Consider the following 21,723-nt stretch of genomic DNA (forward strand, 5'->3'; position numbering starts at 1 on the left):
TACCTGGACACCGTGTTGTTCCTGTTGGGTGTGACCCGTGGCGAAATCGAGGCCGCCGACGCGATCGACGGCGAGGTGCGGCGGGTGGAAATCCCGCCGGGCCCCTAGCGACCCGGCAGCTATTCGGGCGCCGCGGTACGGCACGATGGTCGGGTGCCCGAAAACGGAAGCCGGAGGTGATTCCCGAGGAGTCGAGAGACTCCGAGCGTCGAGCCGACCAGACGGTGGAGGAAGCCGACCCCGATCTGCTGCTCGATTTCAGGCAGGTATCGCTGAAGCGTGGCGGCAACGTCTTGGTCGGGCCGCTGGACTGGGCGGTCGAACTCGACGAACGCTGGGTGATCGTCGGGCCCAACGGGGCGGGCAAGACCTCGCTGCTGCGGATCGCGGCGGCGGCCGAACATCCCTCGTCTGGCGTCGCTTTCGTGCTCGGCGAGCGGCTGGGCCGGGTCGACGTGACCGAGTTGCGGTCCCGGATCGGGCTGAGCTCCTCCGCCCTGGCCCAGCGCATCCCCACCGACGAGGTGGTGCGCGATCTCGTCGTCTCGGCCGGTTACGCGGTGCTGGGCAGGTGGCGAGAGCGCTACGAGGACGTCGACTACCAACGCGCGATCGACATGCTAGAAAGCCTGGGCGCCGAGCACCTGGCGGACCGCACCTACGGAACGTTGTCTGAGGGCGAGCGCAAGCGGGTGTTGATCGCGCGTGCGCTGATGACCGACCCCGAGCTGCTGCTGCTCGACGAGCCCGCCGCCGGCCTGGACCTGGGCGGCCGCGAGGAGCTGGTCGCCCGGCTGGCCGACCTGGCCGGCGACCCCGACGCGCCCGCGCTGGTGCTGGTCACCCACCACGTTGAGGAGATACCGCCCGGGTTCAGTCACTGCATGCTGCTCTCGGAAGCCGAGGTGGTCGCCGCGGGCCTGCTGACCGACGTGCTGACCGCCGAGAATCTGTCCACCGCGTTCGGCCAGGCGATCGCCCTCGACGTCGTCGACGGGCGCTATTTCGCCCGGCGAGTCCGCACCCGCGCAGCCCACCGGAGGCCGCTATGACGTCACCCGACGAAGCCCCGCTGGTCGCCCGGCCGGCCGCCACCGTGATGCTGGTGCGCGACGAACCGGCCGGCTCCCAAACCGGGCTAGCGGTTTTTCTCATGCGCAGGCACGCGAAAATGGAATTCGCCGCGGGGACGATGGTGTTCCCCGGCGGCGGTGTGGACGAACGCGACCGCAACGCGGACATCGCGTGGGCCGGCCCGCCGCCGCAGTGGTGGGCCCAGCGCTTCGGCATCGAAACCGACCTGGCCGAGGCACTGGTCTGCGCCGCGGCCCGCGAGACGTTCGAGGAGTCGGGGGTGCTGTTCGCCGGGCCGGCGGGCGAGGCCGTTTCGGCGCCGAACAGCATCGTCGACGACGCCTCGGTCTACGGCGAGGCCCGCCGCGCGCTGGCCGACGGCACGTTGTCCTTCGCGGACTTCCTGCGCCGGGAGAACCTGGAGCTGCGCTCGGATCTGTTGCGGCCGTGGGCCAACTGGGTCACGCCGGAGGCCGAGCGCACCCGGCGCTACGACACCTACTTCTTCGTGGGCGCCCTGCCGCGGGGGCAGCGCGCCGACGGCGACAACACCGAATCCGATCGGGCGGGCTGGACGACGCCGGAGGCCGCGATCGACGACTTCACGGCCGGCCGCAGCTTCTTGCTGCCCCCGACCTGGACGCAGCTGGACTCGCTGGCGGGCCGGACCGTTGCGGAGGTACTGGCCGTCGAGCGCCAGATCGTGCCCGTGCAGCCGCACCTGGAGATCCAGGGCGACAACTGGGTGTTCGAGTTCTTCGACTCCGACCGCTACCACCAGGCGCGGGAAGCGGGTGGCCTGGGATGGCGGCATTGAGCGAGTTCGTCAGCGTGGTGGTCTCCGACGGCTCCCAAGACGCCGGGCTGGCCATGTTGCTGCTGTCGCGGCCCCCGACGAATGCGATGACCCGCCAGGTGTATCGGGAGGTCATCGCGGCCGCCGAGGAACTGGGGCGGCGCGACGACGTCGCCGTGGTGATCCTGTTCGGCGGCCACGAGATCTTCTCCGCCGGCGACGACATGCCCGAGCTGCGGACGCTGCGGGGCGCCGAGGCCGACAGCGTGGCGCGGGTGCGCCAAGAGGCGATCGACGCCGTGGCGGCGATCCCCAAGCCGACGGTGGCCGCGATCACCGGATACGCGCTGGGCGCCGGCCTCACGCTGGCCCTGGCCGCCGACTGGCGGATCAGCGGGGACAACGTGAAGTTCGGCGCGACCGAAATCCTGGCCGGCCTGGTGCCCGGCGGCGATGCGATGACCCGCCTGACCCGGGCGGCCGGCGCGAGCAAGGCCAAGGAGCTGGTGTTCAGCGGCCGGTTTTTCGACGCCGAAGAGGCGCTGGCGCTGGGCCTCATCGACGAAATGGTGGCCCCCGACGACGTCTATGACGCCGCCGCGGGGTGGGCGCGCCGTTTTCTCGACGGGCCGCGGCACGCACTGGCCGCCGCCAAGGCCGGGATCAACGACGTCTTCGACCTGGGGCTGGCCGAGCGGCTCGCCGCCGAGCGCCGCCGCTACGTCGAGGTGTTCTCTGCTGGTCAGGGCGGTGGCGATCGGGCGGATCCGGGCGGCCGTTAGGCTGCCCTGCATGACCAGTTCGACGGACGCCGTTCCGACGCCCCACGCCACCGCCGAGCAGGTGGAAGCCGCCCGGCACGACAGCAAGCTGGCCCAGGTGCTCTACCACGACTGGGAAGCCGAGACCTACGACGACAAGTGGTCGATCTCCTATGACCAGCGCTGCATCGACTACGCGCGGGGCCGCTTCGACGCCATCGTGCCGGACGAGGTGCGGCGCGAGCTGCCCTACGACCGGGCCCTTGAATTGGGTTGCGGCACTGGGTTTTTCCTGCTCAACCTGATCCAGTCCGGGGTGGCCCGGCGCGGATCGGTGACCGACCTGTCGCCGGGCATGGTCAAGGTCGCCACCCGCAACGGGCAGTCGCTGGGCCTCGACATCGACGGCCGGGTCGCCGACGCCGAGGGCATCCCGTACGAGGACAACACCTTCGACTTGGTCGTCGGCCACGCGGTGCTGCACCACATCCCCGATGTGGAGTTGTCGCTGCGCGAGGTGATCCGGGTGCTGCGCCCGGGCGGCCGGTTCGTCTTCGCCGGCGAGCCGACCAGCGCCGGCGACGTCTACGCCCGCGAGCTGTCCACCCTGACCTGGCGCATCGCCACCAACGTCACCAAGCTGCCCGGCCTGGGCAGCTGGCGGCGCCCGCAGGCCGAGCTCGACGAATCGTCGCGGGCGGCGGCGCTGGAGGCCATCGTCGACCTGCACACCTTCACCCCGGGCGACCTGGAGCGGATGGCCGCCAACGCCGGGGCCGCCCAGGTGCGGACCGTCAGCGAGGAGTTCACCGCCGCGATGTTCGGCTGGCCGGTGCGCACCTTCGAGGCGTCGGTGCCGCCCGGGCGGCTGGGCTGGGGCTGGGCGAAGTTCGCCTTCAACGGCTGGAAGACGCTGAGCTGGGTGGACGCCAACGTGTGGCGCCGCGTGGTGCCGAAGGGCTGGTTCTACAACGTGATGGTGACCGGGGTCAAACCCTCCTGAGTGGTGGGCTGCGGTTCAGCGCGCAAGACGTCGGCTACCTGCGGTCGGCCGCGGGTGCCGCGGCGCTGGCGGAGGTCGCCCGGCTCGAGCTGACCGACGCCACCCTGGTCGCCGACGTCGCCGCCGCCCGCGCCCGATTCGGCGACCGCGCCGCGATCCTGGTGGAGACGGTCCTGTTGCGCCGCCGCGCGGTGGACAAACTCGGCGGCCTTGCGACGCCGGCGTGGCTGTTCACCGACGAGGCGCTGCAGCAGGCCACCGCGGCGCCGGTGGCCTTGCACCGGGCCCGGCGACTGGCCGGCGCCGCCCCCGATTTCGTCGTGCACGACGTGACCTGTTCGATCGGCACCGAGCTCGCCGCGCTGCGGGCCTGCGGGGTCACCGCGGTGGGCAGCGATATCGACCCGGTGCGGCTGGCCATGGCCCGCCACAACGTGGGGGAGGCGGCCCTGCTCTGCCGCGCCGACGCCCTGCGCCCGATCACCCGCGACGCCGTGCTCGTCGCCGACCCGGCCCGGCGCGTCGAGGGCCGGCGCCGGTTGCGTATCGACGACTACCGGCCCGGCCTGGGCTCGCTGCTCGACACCTACCGCGACCGGCACTTCGTCGTAAAGTGCGCTCCCGGAATCGATTTCGATGAGGTGCGGCGCCTGGGCTTCGGCGGCGAGATCGAGGTGACGTCGTATCGGGGTTCGGTCCGGGAAGCCTGCCTGTGGTCGGCCGGGCTGGCGCGGCCCGGCGTGGGCCGGCGGGCCAACATGCTGGACCGCGGCGAGCAGCTGACCGACACCGACCCCGACGACTGCGGCGTGCGGCCGGCCGGTCGCTGGATCGTCGACCCGGACGGCGCCGTGGTGCGGGCCGGGCTGGTGCGCCACTACGGCGCACGGCACGGACTCTGGCAGCTCGACCCCGACATCGCCTACCTCTCCGGTGATGCGCTACCGGCCGCCGACCGCGGGTTTGAGGTGCTCGAACAGCTGGTCTTCGACGAGCGCCGCCTGCGCCAGGCGCTGTCGGCTCGCGACTGCGGCGCGCTCGAGGTGCTGGTGCGCGGGGTGCACGTCGACCCGGACGCGCTGCGCAAACGGATGCGGCTGCGCGGGAGCCGCCCGCTGGCCGTGGTCATCGCCCGCATCGGCGCCCGGACCGCCAGCCGGGCGATGGCATTCGTTTGCCGGCCCTCCCGATAGCTCCGGGTACGCTGGCGGCGTCACTTCTCCGGGTCACCGGCCCTGGCCACTCTGCGAGGACGATTCCACGATGCGTTATCCGATAGCCGCTGCGCTGCTGGCGGCGGCGGTCCTGGTGGGCTGGCCGGCCGCGGCCGAGCCGCCGTCGTGTGCCGGTTTGGGCGGCAGCGTCGAGGCCGGCCAGCTGTGCCATCTGCACGCCACCGGCCCCAACTACACGCTCAACATGACCTTCCCCGCCGACTACCCGGACGAGCAGGCGCTGACCGACTACATCACCCAGAACCGGGACGGCTTCGTCGCGGTCGCGCAGAGTTCCGGCGGCCGCGACCAGCCCTACCAGCTGGAGGCCACCACCGAACAGCACAGCGCCGGGCAGCCGCCGCACAACACCCGCAGCGTGGTGCTCAAGTTCTTCCAGGACGTCGGGGGATCGCACTCGTCGATCTGGTACAAGGCCTTCAACTACAACCTGGGCACCAAGCAGCCGCTGACCTTCGACAACCTGTTCCCTCCCAACACCACGCCGCTGGACGCCATCTTCCCGATCGTGCAGCGCGAACTGGAACGCCAAACCCCTTTGGGCGCCGCCATTTTGCCGTCGACCGGCCATGACCCGACCCACTACCAGAACTTCGCCATCACCGACGATCAGCTGATCTTCTACTTCGCCCCGGGCGAGATGCTGCCGGCGTTCGGCGGGCCGCTGCAGGCCCAGGTGCCGCGCAACGCCATTCCGCCGCTGGCGATCTAGACCGGGCCGGCCTGCAACTCCATCGCGACGGCGGCGACCGCCAGCGCCACCTGCGCGAGGCACCCGATGATCGGGACGAAAAACGCCCGCTGCCGGCGCACCAGCAGGTACACCGCAAGCACGATGTCGATGAGCAACAGGGCCGCGCCGCCCCAGGTGGCCAGGTTCATGGCCCGGTCGATCCAGGCGGGATTGCCGCACTGCCGGGAGCCGCACGCATCGGTGGTCATCACCAGCAGACCCAGCAGCGCGAAGGTCGCGCCGTAGAGGCCGCCGTGGATGACCAGCAAGATGACCGTCGCCACGGTGTCGGCGGTGTTGCTGCGGCCGCTTCCTGCGGTACTGGTGGTGGCGGCGCCGGGCGCCGCGGGGTCGTCGATCGGCACTACAGCAGTATGTCCCGGTCAGGCCGGCGCAAAACCGTAAACCTGGCCGTCGCTGGTGGCGGCCACCACCCGGCGATCGGTGCCGACCGATACCCCGACGGGATACCCGGTCGCCGCGGGCAGCGCAGAGCTGTTCAACGTGCGGCCGCTGCCCGGATCGAACACCAGCAGCGACATGCCGGGGGCGCCGTTCGCCGGTGGGCCGCTGACCACCGCGTAGCCGACGCCGCCGCCGGCCAGGCTCGACGTCGACAGGGGGAACACGTCGTCGCGGCGCCACACCTGGTCGGCGTGATCACCGGCGTCCTTGAACGCCGCCAGCCGGGTGTCGGGCCCGCCGCCCGCCACGATCAGCCCCTGCGGGGTGACCGCGGGCGGCGTCTGCGCCAGGAAGCCCAGCGGCGCCGACCATTTCACCTTCGCATCGGCGGTGCGCAGCGCCCACAGCCGTTGGTCGCGGCCGTTGACGTAGACGGTCGATCCGTCGGCCGACAGCACTGGACTGGCGATGATGCCGACGCCGACGGCGTCGCTGGTCCATTCGCGGGTGAGCAGCGGCGTCTGCCCGGGGTGGTACTTCAGCCCCACCAGACCCGCGGCCGGGGCGCCGGGCTGCCAGACCCCGAGCACCACCATCCCGTTGACCGGCGAGAAGGCGGGCGCTGCCGCGACGGGACAGCCCTGGCGGGCCGGGGCGCAGTCGGCGAGCCCGCGCGCGGGGTCGGTGGGGTCGACGCCGTCGACGAGATCGAGCGGGCTCCCGGTCACCTGGCCGCGATGGGAGTCGAAGACCAGCACCTGCCCCAGGTGGGTCGTGACGAGCAGCTCGCCCTGCCCGAGGAACCGCGGCGTGGTGGGCATGCCGATCACCGGCTGGCGCCACCGCGTCCACTGGGTGACCGGAAAGGACAGCATGGCCCCGGGCTGGCCGACATAGACATTGTCGAAACCGTCGAGCAGCGGGCCGCCGAAGCCCCCACCCTGGGCGAGCCGCACACACCAGCGCTGCCGCCCGTTGTCGTTGTTCTCCCACTCCATCAGCGAACATCCCGCCGACGTCTGGGCGTTGAGGACGAGATAGCCGCGCGCGCTGAGCGCCGGTCCGGCGGCCAGGCTTCCCTTGACCGACCGGGTCCATTGCAGCGACAGCTTGGTGGCGCCGCCGACGGTGGTGTAGCTGCTGTTGGCGGCGTCGGCGTACTGGGCCGGCCAGCCTTGCGCGGCCGCGGCGTCCACCCACGAGTCGGTGTTGCCGCAGGCCCCCAGCGGCACCGCGAGCACGGCCGCCAGCGCCACGGATGAACAACGCCGAAGCCCACTGACGAGTCGTCGGGCAAGCACGTCGGTTTCCAAGTCCTTCCGCAGGGGCGTTCGGCGGGTGCGGCGATCGAGTACACGTGAGGGTATCGCTTGGCCTCTCGACTAGGCTTTCCGGCCATGACATCCATGTGGGGTGCCCCGGTCCATCGTCGCTGGCGTGGATCAAATCTGCGCGACCCGCGCCAGGCCAAGTTCCTCACGCTGGCCTCGCTGAAATGGGTGCTGCGCAACCGCGCGTACACCCCGTGGTACCTGGTGCGCTATTGGCGGCTGCTGAAGTTCAAGCTGGCCAACCCGCACATCATCACCCGCGGCATGGTGTTTCTGGGCAAGGGCGTCGAGATCCATGCGACGCCCGAGCTCGCGCAGCTTGAGATCGGCCGCTGGGTGCACATCGGCGACAAGAACACCATCCGCGCGCACGAGGGTTCGCTGCGGTTCGGGGACAAGGTGGTGCTGGGTCGCGACAACGTGATCAACGCCTACCTCGACATCGAGCTCGGCGACTCGGTGCTGATGGCCGACTGGTGCTACGTCTGCGATTTCGACCACCGCATGGACAACATCGACCTGCCGATCAAGGACCAGGGCATCGTCAAGTCCCCGGTCCGGATCGGTCCGGACACCTGGGTGGGCGTCAAGGTATCGGTGCTGCGGGGCACGTCCATCGGGCGTGGTTGCGTGCTCGGGTCTCACGCGGTGGTCCGCGGGGTGATCCCGGACTACTCGATCGCGGTCGGCGCGCCGGCCAAGGTGGTGAAGAACCGCCAGCTCGCCTGGGAGAGCTCGGCCGCCCAGCGCGCCGAACTGGCGGCCGCGCTGGCCGACATCGAGCGCAAGAAGGCGGCCCGTTAGCCGGCGGCCTGCGGCCGCTCGTCGACCTTGAAGTGGAAGTTGACGTCGCCGGCGTCGACGTCGGTCACGGTCACCAGCACGCCGTATTTGTCGGCGCCGTCGGTGAGCTGACACCGTAACGTCGCGCCCGCAACGCCTTTGAGGTTGTCGGGGCAGGTCACCGCGTCCGGTTTGCGGCCGACCTGCTGGCCCACCTGGGTGCTGATCGCGCCGGCGACCTGGTTCTTGTCGACGGTCTCGACCATGTCGAACTTGACGTCCTTGCCGTTGACGCTGGTCACCGTGACGTTGACGTTGAACGGCCGGTCCTTGACCTTCATGTCGCAATTGATCTGCGCGCCGACCTTCGCGGGCAGATCGGTGGGGCAGTTCACCGACTCCGGTTTGTTGCCCGCCGCGTCGGTCATTTTGGCGGTGATCTGGCCGGCGACATCGCTCTTGCTCACCGAGTGCGAGGTGCCGACGGAACACGAACAGGCGCCGACGCCCGCGGCGAGTCCGGCCGCCGCGCCAGAGATCAGCAGCGCCCGGATGATGAAGTTGGTCATTGTCGCCTCCCGAACGGCTTGCCCACGATGAATGGGCTGATCCTGGCATGCTCATCGGTTTCGGGCGGACGATTCAGCAAACGGGTGCCGGCGGGCGTGGCCGTTGCTGCGTCCATGAACCACCAACGGCCACTCGTGTCACAGCGGTAACGTCTGCGCACCATAATCAGCTTTTCGATTCCGCTGGCGCGGGTGCTAGCAAACGGCGGAAGGGTGCGCGTCAGTTCGCGGAACCGGCGGGAGCGCCTGGGCGGCGAATCGAGCGCTCAGATGCTCTGGTAACGCCGCAGCGCCTCGGCGCGCTCCGCGGCGTGGTCGACTATCGGCTCGGGATAGCCGTCGGGACGTTGACCCTTGCGCAGGTGCACGTCGTCGGCCGAACGCAGCTCCGGGACCCAGCGCCGGATGTAGTCGCCCGCCGGGTCGAACTTCTCACCCTGGGTGATCGGGTTGAACACCCGGAAGTAGGGCGCGGCGTCGGTGCCGCAGCCCGCACACCACTGCCAGCCGTGCTGGTTGTTCGCCATGTCGCCGTCGACCAGCTGGTCCAGGAACCATTCGGCCCCCCATTGCCACGGCAGGTGCAGGTCCTTGACCAGGAACGAGGCCACGGCCATGCGCACGCGGTTGTGCATGAATCCGGTGTCGCGCAGCTGACGCATGCCGGCATCCACGAACGGAAAGCCCGTCTCGCCGGCTTTCCACGCCTCGAAGCGGCGGGTGGCCTGCGCGCCGGTGTCGGTCTGGATGCCGTCGAAATCGCTGTTCCAGTTCCGCCAGGCGCTGGCCGGCCAGTGGTGCAGCACGTCGGCGTAGAAGTCGCGAAAAGCCAACTCCCGCAAGAAGGCCTGCGCCCCGACGCTTCGCGCGTCCAGGTCGGCGACCAGGGTGCGCGGATGAATGGCGCCGAACTTCAGGTGCGCCGACATGCGGCTGGTCCCGGTCAGGTCGGGCCTGTTGCGGTCCTCGGCGTAGCTTTGTAAGCCGTTGTCGACGAACGACTTCCATTGTTTGCGTGCCGCCGCCTCGCCTGCGGCCACCTCGAGGGCCTGTCCGGGATCGGGGAGGTCGCACTGCTTGATGGACACGCTCGCCGGATCCAGCCAGCGCGCGGACTTCGCGTTCGACTTCGCCGGTTCCCGCCACCCGGTCTTGCGCCACTGGCGCAGGAACGGGGTGAACACTTGGTAGGGCGAGCCATCGGGTTTGGTGACGCGGCCGGGTGAGACGAGGTACGGCGACCCCGTCGCCATCAGCGGCACCGGACCCAGCGCCGCGCGCACCCGCTCGTCACGGCGCTTGCCGAACGGCGCGAAGTCTTCGGAGATGTGCACCGACGACGCCCCGATTTCCTTGACTATGCGGGGAATCTGCGTGTGGGGCTGCCCGCGGGTGACCAGCAGCCGGCCGTCGAGATCGTCGCGCAGCCGGCGCAGCGAGTCACCGAGGTACTGCAGTCGGCGTTGCCCCGAGGACTTTTCCAGGCGCGGGTCCAGCACGAAGCAGGCGAGCACCTCGTCGTTCTCGGCCGCGGCGAGCAGCGCCGGATGATCGCGCAACCGCAGATCGCGGCGAAACCACAGCAATGCCGGCATAGTCAGCGGTTGAGTCGCCAGATGTGGGTGGACAAAACGGTCGCGAAGCCGCACCACAAGGGGTAGGGCAGCAACGCCAGCGCGCCACGCGGTGTGGCTTGCGCCGTGCGCCTGACCAGATCGGCGCTACTGGCCGTCAGCGCCGCCGCCCCGATCGTGGCTGCCCCGAGTTTGTGGTACCGGAAGAACAGCCAACTCCATCCGGCGTTCAGGGCCAGGTTCGCCGTCAGCGCCGCCGCGTACGCGCGGGCCTTGTCGTGCTGCCCGGTTGCCTTCAGACGGTCGAGGGTTGCCGCCGACGTGACCGCGATGTCCCCGTAGAGCGTGGTCCACGCCGCGGGGAAGGCGGCACGGGGTGGCTGGTAGGCGGGCTTGCGAAGCCGCGAGTACCACCGGGACGTGGCGTCGCGGCTGGCGACGCTGCCGGCCGCGGCGGTTGCGGCCACGGCCAGGCTGGTCCCGGCCAGTATCGACCTGTTCATGGCGTGCTCCGTTCTGGTTGTCTCCGGTCCGCTTGTTGCTCAACGGTTTTGGTGCGTGTTAGATTGGTCGGCCACCAGATCCGGTCGCCGATGAGGGCGAACAACGCCGGGATGACCAGCGTGCGCACCACGAAGGTGTCGAGCAGGATTCCCAGGCCGACGATGATGCCAAGCTGGGTCAACACGATCAGCGGCAACACCCCGAGCACGCAGAACACGGCGGCCAAAACGATTCCGGCACTGGTGATCACGCCACCGGTAGCCGATACAGCGCGCACCATCGGAGCGCGGGCGCCGGGCCGCGCGGCTTCCTCGCGGGCCCGGGTGACCAGAAAGATCGTGTAGTCCACCCCGAGCGCCGCCAAGAACAAGAACGCGAACAGCGGGGTGGTGTTGTCCAGCGCCGGGAACCCGAAGACGTGCAGGCTCGCCCACCCACCCATGCCCAGCGCGGCCAACGCGCCCAGGATCGTCGCGGCCAACAGCGTCGGTGGCGCCAGGGCCGAGCGCAGCACCGCGTACAGCACGACCAGGATGACGGCCAGGATCGCCGGGATCAGCAGCAGCCGGTCATGAGTGGCCGCATCACGTACGTCGAGGGCCTGCGCGTCGGGCCCGCCCACCAACGCCGCGGGGTCCACGGCGCGCGTCGAATTCCGCAGTGCCGCAACTGCATTGAAAGCTTGATTCGACGACGGCGGCGCGTCGATCACCACCGACCACTTCGTCAGCCCGGACTCCGATCGGCCGGACTCGGTCACCGAGACGACGCCGGGGGTGGCGGTGATTGCCTGCCGCAGCGCCGAGGCGTGATCCGTGCGTCCGATGACCAGCGTCGGGTTGGTCAGGCCGGCCGGAAAGTGTTGGGCCACAACCTGGTATCCCGCCACGGAGTCGGCGCGCAGGCGGAACTGTTCGGTCTGCGTCAGGCCGATCCGGGTTCCCAGCAGGCCGGTGCCCAGGACCGCCAGCACCGCGACGGCGACCGCCGCCACCAGAGCGGGGCGCCGATTCACCCATTCCGCGACGCGAAGCCACGCGCCGGCCCCGAGGGTGTCGCCGTCGTCCGCGCGCGGGATGAACGGCCAGAACAATCGCCGCCCGCAGCCGGCCAGCAGCGGGGGGAGGATCACCAGCACCGAAATCGCCGCGACGACAAGGCCGCACGCCGCGAGCGCGCCCAGGCTGCGGGTGCTCGGGGTGGACGCGAACAGCAGGGTGAGCAACGCCAACACCACGGTGGCGTTGCTGGCGACGATGGCCGGCCCCGCCCTGCGCACGGCCTCGCGCAGGGCGGCGCGGTGCGCGGAATGGCGGTGCAGCTCTTGTCGATACCGGGAGATCAGCAGCAGCGCGTAATTGGTGCCGGCGCCGAAAACCAGCACGCTGGTGATCCCGGAGGTGGCGCCGTCGAAACTCAGCCCGGTCAGCGATGCGACCGCCGTGCCGAGCGCCGCGGCCACTCGATCGGCGAATCCGACGACGAGCAGCGGGACCAGCCACAGCACCGGGGAGCGGTAGGTGGCGATCAGCAGCAGCGCCACCACCGACGTCGTCACCGCGAGCAGGGTGATGTTGGCGCCCGCGAACGCGCCGGCGATGTCCGCCCCGAAGGCGGGGCCGCCGGTCACGTGCACCTGCAGCTGCCCGGGCAGGCCGGTGGCCGCGGCCGTGCGCAGCGTGGTGACGGCGTCGGAGAGCTCGAGCCCGGACAGGTCGGCGTCGATGGGGACCGCGGCCTGGGCGGCCCTGCCGTCGCTCGACGGCAGCAGCGGGGTCGCCGCCGCATTCGCGCCGGGCCGCGAGGCCGCCAGCGCCCGGTCCCGAGCGGCCTGGGCGGCGTCGCGGTCGGACGCGGTCAGCACGCCTGCATCGGTGCGGCTGACCACCACGATCAGCGGCGCCTTGTCACCCCCGGGAAACTGCCTGGCCAGGGTCTCGACCCGGGCGGATTGCGCATCGACTGGAACGGATTGCGGGGATTGGCCCGCGGCGGCGTTACCGCCGATCAGGACCATCAACCCGACACCGAGCGCGGCCGCGATCAGCGCGAGCAACCAGCAACGCCGCCCCGTCACGGCGGCGGCCACGGAATCCCACACCACGTTTACAACCCTTTCAGTTTGTTAAACATTAATCAACTGAAATGACGCATCGCGACGCGACGGCGCCGGCGGTACGCAGGAGGGGGCACTATGGACATTATGGACGCGGGGCCGGGGGCAGTGTCGGACGCGAGGGGGTACCTGCGATGACCGCTGACCGCGGCGAGATGACCACCCGCAAGCGGCGGCACATCGATGTCTGCCTGAGCGAGCCGGTCGGCTACGACGGCGTCACCACCGGGCTGGACCGCTATGAACTGCCGTACAACGCGCTGACCCAGACCAACCTGGGCGACATCGATTTGTCCACCGACTTTTTCGGTGCCCGCCTGCGGTCGCCTATCCTCATCGGCGCGATGACCGGGGGTGCGGAGTTGTCCGGGACGATCAACCGCAACCTGGCCGCGGCGGCCCAGCAGCTGGGTTTGGGCATGATGCTGGGCTCGCAGCGGATCATGTTGGACAGTGCGCTGGGGGAGCGGGCGGCGGACAGCTTCACGGTGCGCGATGTGGCGCCGGATGTCTTGCTGTTCGGCAACATCGGCTTGGCGCAACTGACCAAGACCGCCGCGCCGGATCTGGCGAAGGCCCTGGACCGAGTGGGCGCCGATGCGCTTGCCGTGCACACCAATCCGCTCCAGGAGGCGATGCAACACAACGGCGACACCGACTTCGCCGGGTCGCTGAACAGGTTGCGCGAGGCCGCCGCCACCGTCGACTATCCGGTGCTGCTCAAGGAGGTCGGGCACGGCATCGGCGGCGCGGCGGCCGCGGAACTGGTCGGGGGAGAAGGCGAATTGCCGGTGGCCGGAATCGACGTCGCGGGCGCCGGCGGCACGTCGTGGTCGCGCGTCGAGCAGTTCGTGCGGTACGGCGAACTGCGCTACCCGCACCTGGCCGACTGGGGCATCCCGACCGCCCGCGCCATCGTGGAGGTGCGCGAGGCGCTACCGGCGATCCCCTTGGTGGCCTCCGGTGGCATCCGCACCGGTATGGATGCGGCCAAGGCGATCGCACTCGGTGCCGATGTCGTGGCGGTCGCCCGGCCGCTGCTGCCGGCCGCCATCGAATCGAGTGCCGCCGTGGTCGACTGGCTGCAGCCGTTCATCGACGAGCTGCGGATCTGCCTGCACGGCTGTGGTGCCGCAAACCTGGCGGACCTGCGCGGCGTCGACCTCGTCGGCGCGGACTAGGCCCGCGCGACGTGGCCGTCATCTTGGCCTACGGCTCGCCCGCCCTGGGGCATCTGCTGCCGGCCGGGGCGCTGCTCGCCGAGCTGACCCGGCGCGGACACGAGGTGCACCTGCGCACCATGTCGGCCGGTGTTTCGACGATGCGATCCATCGGCGTGCACGCCGCGCCGGTCGATCCGCGGATCGAGGCGATCGCCGGCAACGACTGGCAGGCGCGAAATACCTTGGGAGTGTTGAAGTTAACCATCGACGTGCTGTGCCGGCGGGCGGTGCTGGAAGTCGACGACTTTCGGCGTGCGGTGGGCGCGACCCGGCCGGATGCGGTGATCGTGGACGCGAACTGTTGGGGAGCCCTGTCGGCCGCGGACGCCGGGGACCTTCCGTGGCTGTTGTTCTCACCGTTCACCCCCTACCTGCGATCGCGCGGGGTGCCACCATTCGGTCCGGGATTTCGTCCGCTGCCGGGCATCGTCGGTGAGGTCCGTGACGCCACGGTGCGGCCGATCGTCAGGCACCTGTTCGACCGGCCAATGTTGCCTCGCGTCAACGCCATTCGCGCCGGGCTGGACCTGCCGCCGGTCACCTCGGTGGACGGCTTCATCCGGCGCGCGCCGCTGGTATTGGCGGTCGGCGGCGAGCCGTTCGAGTACCCGCATCCGGGATGGTCCGGCGTGGTGCACCACATCGGTGCCTGCGCATTCGAGCCCTCGACGGCCGCCGCACCGGAGTGGATCGACGCCATCGAACGTCCGATGGTGCTGGTGAACACCTCCTCGTTGCGCCAGGGTGACGAGGCGTTGGGACGAATCGCGTTGCGCGCGCTCGCCGACGAGGACGTGCACGTGGTGGCGACGTTCCCGGCCGGTGTGCCCGCTGGTCTGCCGCGACCCGAGAACGCGACCGTGCGCCGGTTCGTGCCGCACGCGGCCATCCTCGCCCGCGCCAGCTGCGCCATCACGCACGGGGGGATGGGCACGACGTTGAAGGCCCTCGATCGGGGAGTGCCGGTCTGCGTTGTGCCCTTCGCGCGCGATCAGGCCGAGGTCGCCAGGCGAGTGGAGATGGCCCGCTGTGGAACCCGGTTGACCGCCAAGAAGCTCACCGCGGCGCGACTGAGAGCCAAGGTACGCAAGGCGATGACGATGGCCGACGGCGCGCAACGGGTGGCCGCCGGGCTCGCCGCGACGGGGGGCGTGGCCCACGGCGCCGACCTTATCGAGCAGCGGCTACTGGGCTGCGCCGCCGAGCGGCCGGTTCACTAGTCGGGCGCGGCGCCGCGTCTCGCCGGACCGCGATGACCCTTGACCTTAGGTTCGGGGGCCGCGGGCGTCTTCGGACCCGGTGTGGCCAGCCGTGATTCGAAGCTGGCCATCGCCTCGATCATCGCGGTGAACACCCGATGCGCCGCCGCCAGGTCGCGATCTGGAAGGTCGGCCAGCGCCGTATGTAGCTCGGCGCCAAGGGGAGTGAAGAACGAGCGGGCCAGCGCCATGCCCGGCTTCTCGTAGCGAAGCAGGGTCTTGCGCCGGTCCTGGGGATCGGGTTCGCGACGGACGTGGCCGGCGTCGATCATGCGGTCGACCAGGTAGGTGATCGCGGCCGGTGAGACGTCCATGCGGCGGCGCAACTGGGCCGCCGTCAACGGCTCCCCGGCGGTTTCGGCGACCATAATGTGCAGCAACGCGTGAAAATCCGTGCTGCTGACATCGTTTTGCCGGGCGAAGTGGCGGCCGATGCGGTCGGACTGGGCGGTGATCGCGCGCATGTCGGCCGACATCAATTTCTCGAGTTCGGCTCGATCTGGTCGCCGGTCAGCGGCGGCGCGCTTGGTCACTTACCCGCATCCTTTTTGCAAATACGCCGGCCAGCGTATCGGTGACCGCTATCCGCGGCAGTCGAAACGCGCCGGAGCGTTCGGTGGCCATCAGCCTACGGCACCCTCGGCGGATCGCCGTCGCGGCGGCTCAGCCGCGCCGAGCGGGCGCTATCGGGACTTCGCGGGGTCGTGGCCCCAGTTCATCAACGAGTACCGCCAGGGGCTTTCATCGATGTCGCCCTGCGGGCGTTGCGCCAGGTGGCGCTTGGCATAACCGACCACCTTTCGCATGTGCGCGTAGTCGGCCTCGGTGAGGTCGGCGCGTTTGGCCTTGAGTATCTTGACGATGTGACGGCCACTGGCGTGGCCGGTGGACTCGGCTCCGCTCCGCTTTTCGCCGACACTCTTCGATTCCTCGGTGCCGAGCCAGTTTTCCAGCTCGCGCGCCGTCATGTTGACGGTGTCCCGGAAGCGCTCCCAGGTGGTGTGTTGGTCGTCGGTCACGGTGACTCCTCGATGCGGTTGTCGCGCATCACTTTGCGCGGCGCAGCGATTCGGGCTTGTGTACCGCGTCGGCTCCCGTCTTGTCGCTGCGCACCTTGTACTGCGGCTCGTCCTCGGACGCCCGCACCGTGCGCCCGGCGGCCTGGGTGTCGGAGGTGATCTTGCCCTCGACCGTGCCCCGGACCGTGGTGCCGTGGCTTTGCCACTCGACCTTGTCGCCCTTTTTGAATTGCTTGTCGCTCACCGGGATTCACCTTTCGCCGATTCGTCGCTGGGGGAGGCGGTGTGGGCCGGGTGTCCGTCGGTGCGTCGACGCTCCTTGAGGGCCATCTCGTAGACGTGGCGCCGTCCCTCGGTGAGCCGGCTTCGCACCAGCTGTTCGATCTGTGTGAAGCAGCGGTAGTAGCCGTCGTCGTAGTCCTCCAGCACCTGGAAGCTCCACCGGCCCGGCAGGACGTTGCGTCCGATCAGCTCGGTGCTGATGTGTTGCGCCAGATCGGCGTGGCCGGTTTCGCGCAGCCGCGCCACCGCCTCGTCGAGTTGCAGGTCGGCCCGGCCGGTGAGCTGATGAAAGGAATACAGATGCCCGCGGGCGCGCTCGATGGTTTCCAGCGCCTCGGTCACCTTACCTACCGCCTGCGCCACGCCGTCGATCTCGCCATTGGCCATGCCGTCCATGCTTTCCCCCTGTTGGTCGGAGCATTCCCGCCGCGGGGCGGTGCGAATCGTCGGATCCGGTGGTTCATCAGCTGAATGGTTAACTGCTTGGTGCGATGACCTCGCCGCGCGCCGCGACGGTTTGAACGACTCCGCCCCGGGTATCTGATCTGGCGATGACCGTGATCGAAACGTCGCGACGGCTGGGCCGCGCTGAACGTAAAGTGCTGCGCCTGCAACGGCGTTTGTGGCTCGCGCAGTTGGCCATGTGGCCCACCGCGATCGCGTTGGTGGTCCTGCTTACGGGTGCGTCAGTGCTGGTGTGGCGGCGTTCGGCCCGCGGCCGGCACCGCTCGGTCACCACGGCGACCACTTCCTCCGCCACCAGCCCTGATGGCATGGCGGCGACGGGTCCGGAAGGCACGAAGTAGCCTCAGCTATGCCGGGTGCGTGTCACGATCGGCGCGAGGCAAGCGGTTCGGCGTTCGCCGATCCCGGGTCGGACCGGTCAGGTGGGGACTACGCGGTTCCACACCCGGTGCTCCTCGAGGCCGGCGACGAGCGAGGAGACGATGTCCGACGCGTCCGAGCCCGTGAAGATGCCTTCTCCTTCCGCCGGAAGGCCCGCTGCCGCAAGCAGATTGGTCCCCTGCGGCAGCACGCCGATCGGCTTGAGATGACGGAACGCCTCGTCCACGAGGGTTCGCGCACCGGCCTCGACCGGTGATCCAGCGACGAGAACGGCGTCGACCTCCACGGATCGTCCCGTCGCATACGTGCGAGAAACCGTTGGGCCGCCGTCGCGGTTCAGCTTTCCGCCATGCGACGCGAACACCAGGGGAACCAGCTTGGCCGCGGTGATCGCGGCCACCGCCGCCGTCACCTGGCCGGTGTCGGACTCGGCGTCGGTGAGGATACCGATGCGGCGACCGGCCACCGGCCATCGTTGGCCGACTTGCGACAGCGCCGGGCTGACCGCCGGGGCGGCAGGCGCCGCGGCCGGGACGGGCGGCTCCAAACCCAGCTGCGCCGCGACGGCGGCGCACAGTTCGGTGTCGATCTTCGCGAGGACCGCGAGCTCGCGTTCCTTGATCACCTGTTCGTAGCATTTACCCAACTCGAAGGCGAACGCCTCGACGACATGGGCTTGTTCGACGGGCTGCAGGCTCCGGTAGAACAAGGTCGCCTGACTGAAGTGATCGTCGTAGCTCGCGGGATTTGCGCGACGTTTGGTCGACGCGGGCAGTGGGACCGGGGACTCGATGAAGGCGGCGAGATCGGCTCCGGCGGCGAAAGGGCATCCGCCGTCAATCGAATTCGGACGGTACGGCGCATTGCCGGGATGTACGCCGTGTTGGTGAAACCCGTCCCGCAACATGTCGTTGACCGGCGCGTGCGGACGGTTGATCGGGATCTGCGCGAAATTGGGACCACCCAGGCGGGTGATCTGCGTGTCGAGGTAGGAGAACAACCGCGCGTGCAACAGCGGGTCGTCGGTGACGTCGATGCCGGGAACCAGATGACCGATGTGGAACGCCACCTGCTCGGTCTCGGCGAAGAAGTTGGTCGGGTTGGCGTTGAGTTGCATGGTGCCGATGATTTGAACCGGGGCCAACTCCTCGGGCACGATCTTGGTCGAGTCGAGCAGATCGATGCCTTCGAACATCTGCTCCGGGGTGTCCGGGAACACCTGGATGCCCAGATCCCATTCGGGGTAGGCGCCTGCCTCGATCGCATCGGCGAGGTCACGGCGGTGGAAGTCGGGGTCGACGCCGGCGGCGATCTGCGCCTCCTCCCACACCAGCGAATGCACCCCCTGGCGCGGCTTCCAGTGGAACTTCACCAGCGAGGTCGTGTTGTCGGGCGCGACCAGCCGAAACGTGTGGACGCCGAAGCCCTCCATGGTCCGGTAAGACCGCGGGATCGCGCGGTCGGACATGGCCCACATGGTGTGCGCGGATGCCTCGGTGTGCAGCGACACGAAATCCCAGAAGGTGTCGTGCGCGGTCTGGGCTTGCGGGATCTCGCGATCCGGGTGCGGCTTGGCCGCGTGGATGATGTCGGGGAATTTGATGCCGTCCTGGATGAAGAACACCGGGATGTTGTTGCCGACCAGGTCGAACGTTCCCTCGTCGGTGTAGAACTTGGTGGCGAACCCGCGGGTGTCCCGCACGGTGTCGGCCGATCCGCGGGAGCCGATCACGGTGGAGAATCGGACGAATACCGCCGTCTCGGCGCCGGACTTGAGAAACCCTGCCTTGCACAGTTTTTCGGCTGCGCCGTTGCCGCGGAACACACCGTGGGCGCCGGCGCCACGGGCGTGCACCACACGTTCCGGAATGCGCTCATGATCGAAATGGGTGATCTTCTCGCGCAGATGGTGGTCTTGCAGCAGCGTCGGGCCGCGTTCACCGGCCTTCAGCGAATGATCGGTGTCATACAGCCGCACACCCTGGGCGGTGGTCAGGTACTCGCCCTGCTGTCCACGCGCGGTCGCCGGGCCCTCCACCGGTGTTCCGGTCGGGGTCCGAAGTTCCGGGGCGATTTGATCGTTCTTGGGTGGCAACGGCTCCCGCGGCGTCGTCGGCTCGGCGAGGTCTGGCGGCTCGGCACCCGGCGCGCTGGGAATGTAACCACTGGCCTGAGCCTGCTGGGCCTTCCCTTCACGGACCAGATATTCCTGGCCGGACACCGCCCCGATGGCCTGCTTGGCCACTGCCTTGACGCCCTCGACGACACCCTTGACCGGGTTGCTGCGCCCGCCGTCCTCCGCCATCAAATCTCCTTGGTTGGCATGAATTCAGATACGGCCGCCTGAGGCATCAGGCGGCTTATCCCCGCGTTCCCCTCAGCGGCGCGGTGAAACCCCGGTTTGGGCATAAAAGTTGGGAACGGGCAAAACTGGTCGTGCCGTCTGGCGTCGGCAGCGCACCTGCCGCCGCACGGACAACCCGGCACGGAGCGTGCCAAGAGACCAGCTGGCGGCTTGACCCTACGAACTTGCGCGAACCTGGTAACGGCGCTCGGCGTAGGCGAGGTCGTCGCGCCACAGCTTGGTGGCCGCGTACCGCATGAACGGTGTGATCAGCGGCGCCGCCCGAGCGGCGCGCCGGAAACCGGGCCGGTCCGAATGCGCGATGGTGGCCTCCAGGAGCGCGGTGCGCGGTCGACCGTCGGGTCCCGAACCCATTGGCGTCGCATGGGTTTCGACGACGCTGCCCGTCCCCTCGCCGTCCACGATGCGCATGACGATGGTGCGTGCCTCCGGGCAGCTGAACTCGGCGACGACCGGCACCCCGACGCGTCCCATCCGGAAGGTCACCGCCACCAGGAATCGGTCCGCCTCTTCGGTGGGGGTGGTGAGCACGTCGAGCCGGGTGAACGAGTAGGGGTGAAACCACGCGCCGTGCCACGGATCGAGCCGGTTGGCGATGACGTCGCTCGGTTCGCAGACCCCCACCACGTGGGCGACCGCGCTCAGGGTGTCGCCGGCCGGCCGCTGCGCAATCACCGGCCGGTCCAGCGGGTCCTCCGTGCCCACCGCGTCGAGCCGCACCCATGCCAGGACACCGTCGTCGTGACTGGGCAACGGGCTCCAGCCGAATTCGCGCGCGTGTCCGTCCAGGGTCAGCCCGTGCCAGCGGCAGATCAGCGCGCCCCGGTGCACGGTGCCGGTGGCGAGGTCGGCACCCAAATGGGGGCAACTGCGGGGCCCCACGCACAACCGCCCGCGGTCGTCGCGCCAGGCCACGACCTCGACGCCGGCGACCCGGGCGCCGGCGGGGCGCCCGGCGGGGACCTGGTGACTGGCGGCGAAGGCGTACCAGTTGCCGGTGGGTTTGCGCTGCGAGCGGCGCAGCGCGCCCTCGATGATGGCGGGTTGCGCGTCGCGATAGGTCGGGCGCTGATCGGCCCACGACATGCGCGGGATCACCTGCAGTGGCCACCCTTTGGTCCGGGTGGCGGACAGGCGCTGCTGTAGCTGTTCGCGGAACTTCATGGTGTGGTGGATCTTTCGCGGGCGGCAAGCCACCGAAGCAGCGGTGACCGGCCTTGGGTGGGTACCGTGGCCAACGGGTGTCCGGCTAATCCCCATCGTTGCAGGAGTTGGTTCGCGGCGCACCAGCCGGTGGTTGCGGCGCGCTCCATGAGCGCCACCGGCAAGTCGATGCGGATGGCGTCGCCGGCCAGCAACAAGCCCGGCGTGGGCGTGCGGACCGGGGGACGGAAGGGATAGGAGCCCGGCGCAAACAGCGGGCAGTCGCTGCGATGCAGCAGCTTCTCGTGGACGATTTGCGCCGCAGCGGTTTCCGGATACACCCTGTGTAGCTGTCGTAGCGCGGCGTCCCGCGACGGCGCGGAATCCAGGGCGTACGAGTGCAACTCGACCACCGAACCATGATGCGCGCCGGCCCAGTCGCGGGCTTCGCTTTCGTAGCGCTCCAGCACGCTGATGTTGTCGAGCGGTTCATGGCCGGCGGTGCCCAAAAACGCCGGCCGGTGCGCCGCGACCGGTCGGTCGAGCCACAGCCGATGCACGGCGAACGGCGGCGCGCTGCGCAGCCGCGAGATCTGGGTGCGCCAGGCCTCGGTGCCCAGATCCGGGGACGCCGCGACGATCCGCTGTAAACCCGCGACGTCGGTGGCCAATACGACGGCGTCGACCTCGCAGTGGTCATCG

At 69.7% G+C, this 21,723-nt stretch carries 24 protein-coding genes; 11 read left to right on the forward strand and 13 right to left on the reverse strand.

The genetic code is table 11. The annotated features are described in order from the left end of the window. The 7 genes from A9W96_RS32755 to A9W96_RS19355 all read left to right on the forward strand — a co-directional run. A partial coding sequence (locus A9W96_RS32755) for a hypothetical protein (protein ID WP_231999743.1) occupies positions 1 to 108 on the forward strand: 108 nt, incomplete at its 5' end. Between the two features lie 116 nt (positions 109 to 224). Next, entirely contained in the window at positions 225 to 1,052 is an 828-nt protein-coding gene (locus A9W96_RS19330; RefSeq protein ID WP_156748742.1) for an ABC transporter ATP-binding protein, read from the forward strand. Further along, positions 1,049 to 1,891, forward strand: coding sequence for an NUDIX hydrolase (locus A9W96_RS19335; RefSeq protein ID WP_067142157.1), 843 nt, complete (start codon positions 1,049 to 1,051; stop codon positions 1,889 to 1,891). Before A9W96_RS19330 ends, A9W96_RS19335 begins: the two co-directional genes overlap by 4 nt. Beyond that, entirely contained in the window at positions 1,888 to 2,652 is a 765-nt protein-coding gene (locus tag A9W96_RS19340; protein ID WP_156752806.1) for an enoyl-CoA hydratase, read from the forward strand. The genes A9W96_RS19335 and A9W96_RS19340 overlap by 4 nt, the downstream gene beginning before the upstream one ends. Positions 2,653 to 2,662: 10 nt before the next feature. After that, a complete protein-coding gene (locus A9W96_RS19345; protein ID WP_067142194.1) occupies positions 2,663 to 3,634 on the forward strand; it encodes a class I SAM-dependent methyltransferase in 972 nt (323 codons plus the stop codon). Continuing rightward, on the forward strand, positions 3,592 to 4,827 hold the full coding sequence (locus A9W96_RS19350) for a class I SAM-dependent methyltransferase (RefSeq protein WP_231999744.1): 1,236 nt from the start codon (positions 3,592 to 3,594) through the stop codon (positions 4,825 to 4,827). The genes A9W96_RS19345 and A9W96_RS19350 overlap by 43 nt, the downstream gene beginning before the upstream one ends. A gap of 70 nt (positions 4,828 to 4,897) precedes the next feature. Continuing rightward, entirely contained in the window at positions 4,898 to 5,581 is a 684-nt protein-coding gene (locus A9W96_RS19355; RefSeq protein WP_067142160.1) for an esterase, read from the forward strand. Here A9W96_RS19355 and A9W96_RS19360 read toward each other — a convergent pair. Together A9W96_RS19360 and A9W96_RS19365 are read right to left on the reverse strand one after the other, a co-directional pair. Then, positions 5,578 to 5,967 (reverse strand): DUF6264 family protein, encoded by a 390-nt coding sequence (locus tag A9W96_RS19360; RefSeq protein ID WP_067142163.1) that lies wholly within the window; start codon positions 5,965 to 5,967, stop codon positions 5,578 to 5,580. The two genes, A9W96_RS19355 and A9W96_RS19360, sit on opposite strands and share 4 nt — an antisense overlap. Positions 5,968 to 5,985: 18 nt before the next feature. Next, a complete protein-coding gene (locus A9W96_RS19365) occupies positions 5,986 to 7,263 on the reverse strand; it encodes a PQQ-binding-like beta-propeller repeat protein (protein ID WP_197499573.1) in 1,278 nt (425 codons plus the stop codon). A gap of 141 nt (positions 7,264 to 7,404) precedes the next feature. Between A9W96_RS19365 and A9W96_RS19370 the strand changes: the two genes are divergently transcribed. After that, a complete protein-coding gene (locus tag A9W96_RS19370; RefSeq protein ID WP_066862245.1) occupies positions 7,405 to 8,142 on the forward strand; it encodes an acyltransferase in 738 nt (245 codons plus the stop codon). Here the strand turns inward: A9W96_RS19370 and A9W96_RS19375 are convergent. From A9W96_RS19375 to A9W96_RS19390, 4 genes are all read right to left on the reverse strand, one after another. Then, on the reverse strand, positions 8,139 to 8,690 hold the full coding sequence (locus A9W96_RS19375) for a DUF4333 domain-containing protein (protein WP_067142168.1): 552 nt from the start codon (positions 8,688 to 8,690) through the stop codon (positions 8,139 to 8,141). The genes A9W96_RS19370 and A9W96_RS19375 overlap by 4 nt on opposite strands. A gap of 266 nt (positions 8,691 to 8,956) precedes the next feature. Beyond that, the gene (locus A9W96_RS19380) at positions 8,957 to 10,285 is read right to left on the reverse strand and encodes a deoxyribodipyrimidine photo-lyase (RefSeq protein WP_067142171.1); all 1,329 of its coding nucleotides are present in this window, start codon (positions 10,283 to 10,285) and stop codon (positions 8,957 to 8,959) included. Between the two features lie 2 nt (positions 10,286 to 10,287). Continuing rightward, positions 10,288 to 10,767, reverse strand: coding sequence for a TspO/MBR family protein (locus tag A9W96_RS19385; RefSeq protein WP_067142174.1), 480 nt, complete (start codon positions 10,765 to 10,767; stop codon positions 10,288 to 10,290). After that, complete coding sequence (locus tag A9W96_RS19390; protein WP_067142177.1) at positions 10,764 to 12,872, reverse strand: MMPL family transporter; 2,109 nt, start codon at positions 12,870 to 12,872, stop codon at positions 10,764 to 10,766. Before A9W96_RS19390 ends, A9W96_RS19385 begins: the two co-directional genes overlap by 4 nt. A 146-nt stretch (positions 12,873 to 13,018) precedes the next feature. Here A9W96_RS19390 and fni point away from each other — a divergent pair, with 146 nt between their 5' ends. Both fni and A9W96_RS19400 read left to right on the forward strand, forming a co-directional pair. Beyond that, entirely contained in the window at positions 13,019 to 14,065 is a 1,047-nt protein-coding gene (fni, locus tag A9W96_RS19395) for a type 2 isopentenyl-diphosphate Delta-isomerase (protein ID WP_067142180.1), read from the forward strand. Positions 14,066 to 14,076: 11 nt separating this feature from the next. Further along, the gene (locus A9W96_RS19400) at positions 14,077 to 15,327 is read left to right on the forward strand and encodes a glycosyltransferase (protein WP_067142183.1); all 1,251 of its coding nucleotides are present in this window, start codon (positions 14,077 to 14,079) and stop codon (positions 15,325 to 15,327) included. Here the strand turns inward: A9W96_RS19400 and A9W96_RS19405 are convergent. The 4 genes from A9W96_RS19405 to A9W96_RS19420 form a co-directional block, all read right to left on the reverse strand. After that, positions 15,324 to 15,899, reverse strand: coding sequence for a MarR family winged helix-turn-helix transcriptional regulator (locus A9W96_RS19405; RefSeq protein WP_066881221.1), 576 nt, complete (start codon positions 15,897 to 15,899; stop codon positions 15,324 to 15,326). The two genes, A9W96_RS19400 and A9W96_RS19405, sit on opposite strands and share 4 nt — an antisense overlap. 150 nt (positions 15,900 to 16,049) lie before the next feature. Then, the gene (locus A9W96_RS19410; RefSeq protein WP_066881219.1) at positions 16,050 to 16,385 is read right to left on the reverse strand and encodes a DUF3140 domain-containing protein; all 336 of its coding nucleotides are present in this window, start codon (positions 16,383 to 16,385) and stop codon (positions 16,050 to 16,052) included. Between the two features lie 28 nt (positions 16,386 to 16,413). Next, positions 16,414 to 16,629, reverse strand: a complete 216-nt coding sequence (locus tag A9W96_RS19415) for a DUF2945 domain-containing protein (protein ID WP_066862218.1) — start codon at positions 16,627 to 16,629, stop codon at positions 16,414 to 16,416. Next, a complete protein-coding gene (locus tag A9W96_RS19420; RefSeq protein WP_156748804.1) occupies positions 16,626 to 17,054 on the reverse strand; it encodes a hypothetical protein in 429 nt (142 codons plus the stop codon). Before A9W96_RS19420 ends, A9W96_RS19415 begins: the two co-directional genes overlap by 4 nt. 164 nt (positions 17,055 to 17,218) lie before the next feature. Here A9W96_RS19420 and A9W96_RS19425 point away from each other — a divergent pair, with 164 nt between their 5' ends. Then, entirely contained in the window at positions 17,219 to 17,473 is a 255-nt protein-coding gene (locus tag A9W96_RS19425; protein ID WP_067142186.1) for a hypothetical protein, read from the forward strand. A gap of 77 nt (positions 17,474 to 17,550) precedes the next feature. Here A9W96_RS19425 and A9W96_RS19430 read toward each other — a convergent pair whose 3' ends face one another. From A9W96_RS19430 to A9W96_RS19440, 3 genes are all read right to left on the reverse strand, one after another. After that, a complete protein-coding gene (locus A9W96_RS19430; protein ID WP_067142188.1) occupies positions 17,551 to 19,818 on the reverse strand; it encodes a catalase in 2,268 nt (755 codons plus the stop codon). A gap of 216 nt (positions 19,819 to 20,034) precedes the next feature. Continuing rightward, positions 20,035 to 21,042: a DUF5914 domain-containing protein gene (locus A9W96_RS19435; RefSeq protein WP_067142191.1), complete on the reverse strand. Its 1,008-nt coding sequence runs from the start codon at positions 21,040 to 21,042 to the stop codon at positions 20,035 to 20,037. Further along, a partial coding sequence (locus tag A9W96_RS19440) for an FAD-dependent oxidoreductase (protein ID WP_197499574.1) occupies positions 21,039 to 21,723 on the reverse strand: 685 nt, incomplete at its 5' end. The genes A9W96_RS19440 and A9W96_RS19435, both read right to left, overlap by 4 nt.

The organism is Mycobacterium sp. 1245852.3 (assembly GCF_001669335.1).
Taxonomy (GTDB): domain Bacteria; phylum Actinomycetota; class Actinomycetes; order Mycobacteriales; family Mycobacteriaceae; genus Mycobacterium; species Mycobacterium europaeum_A.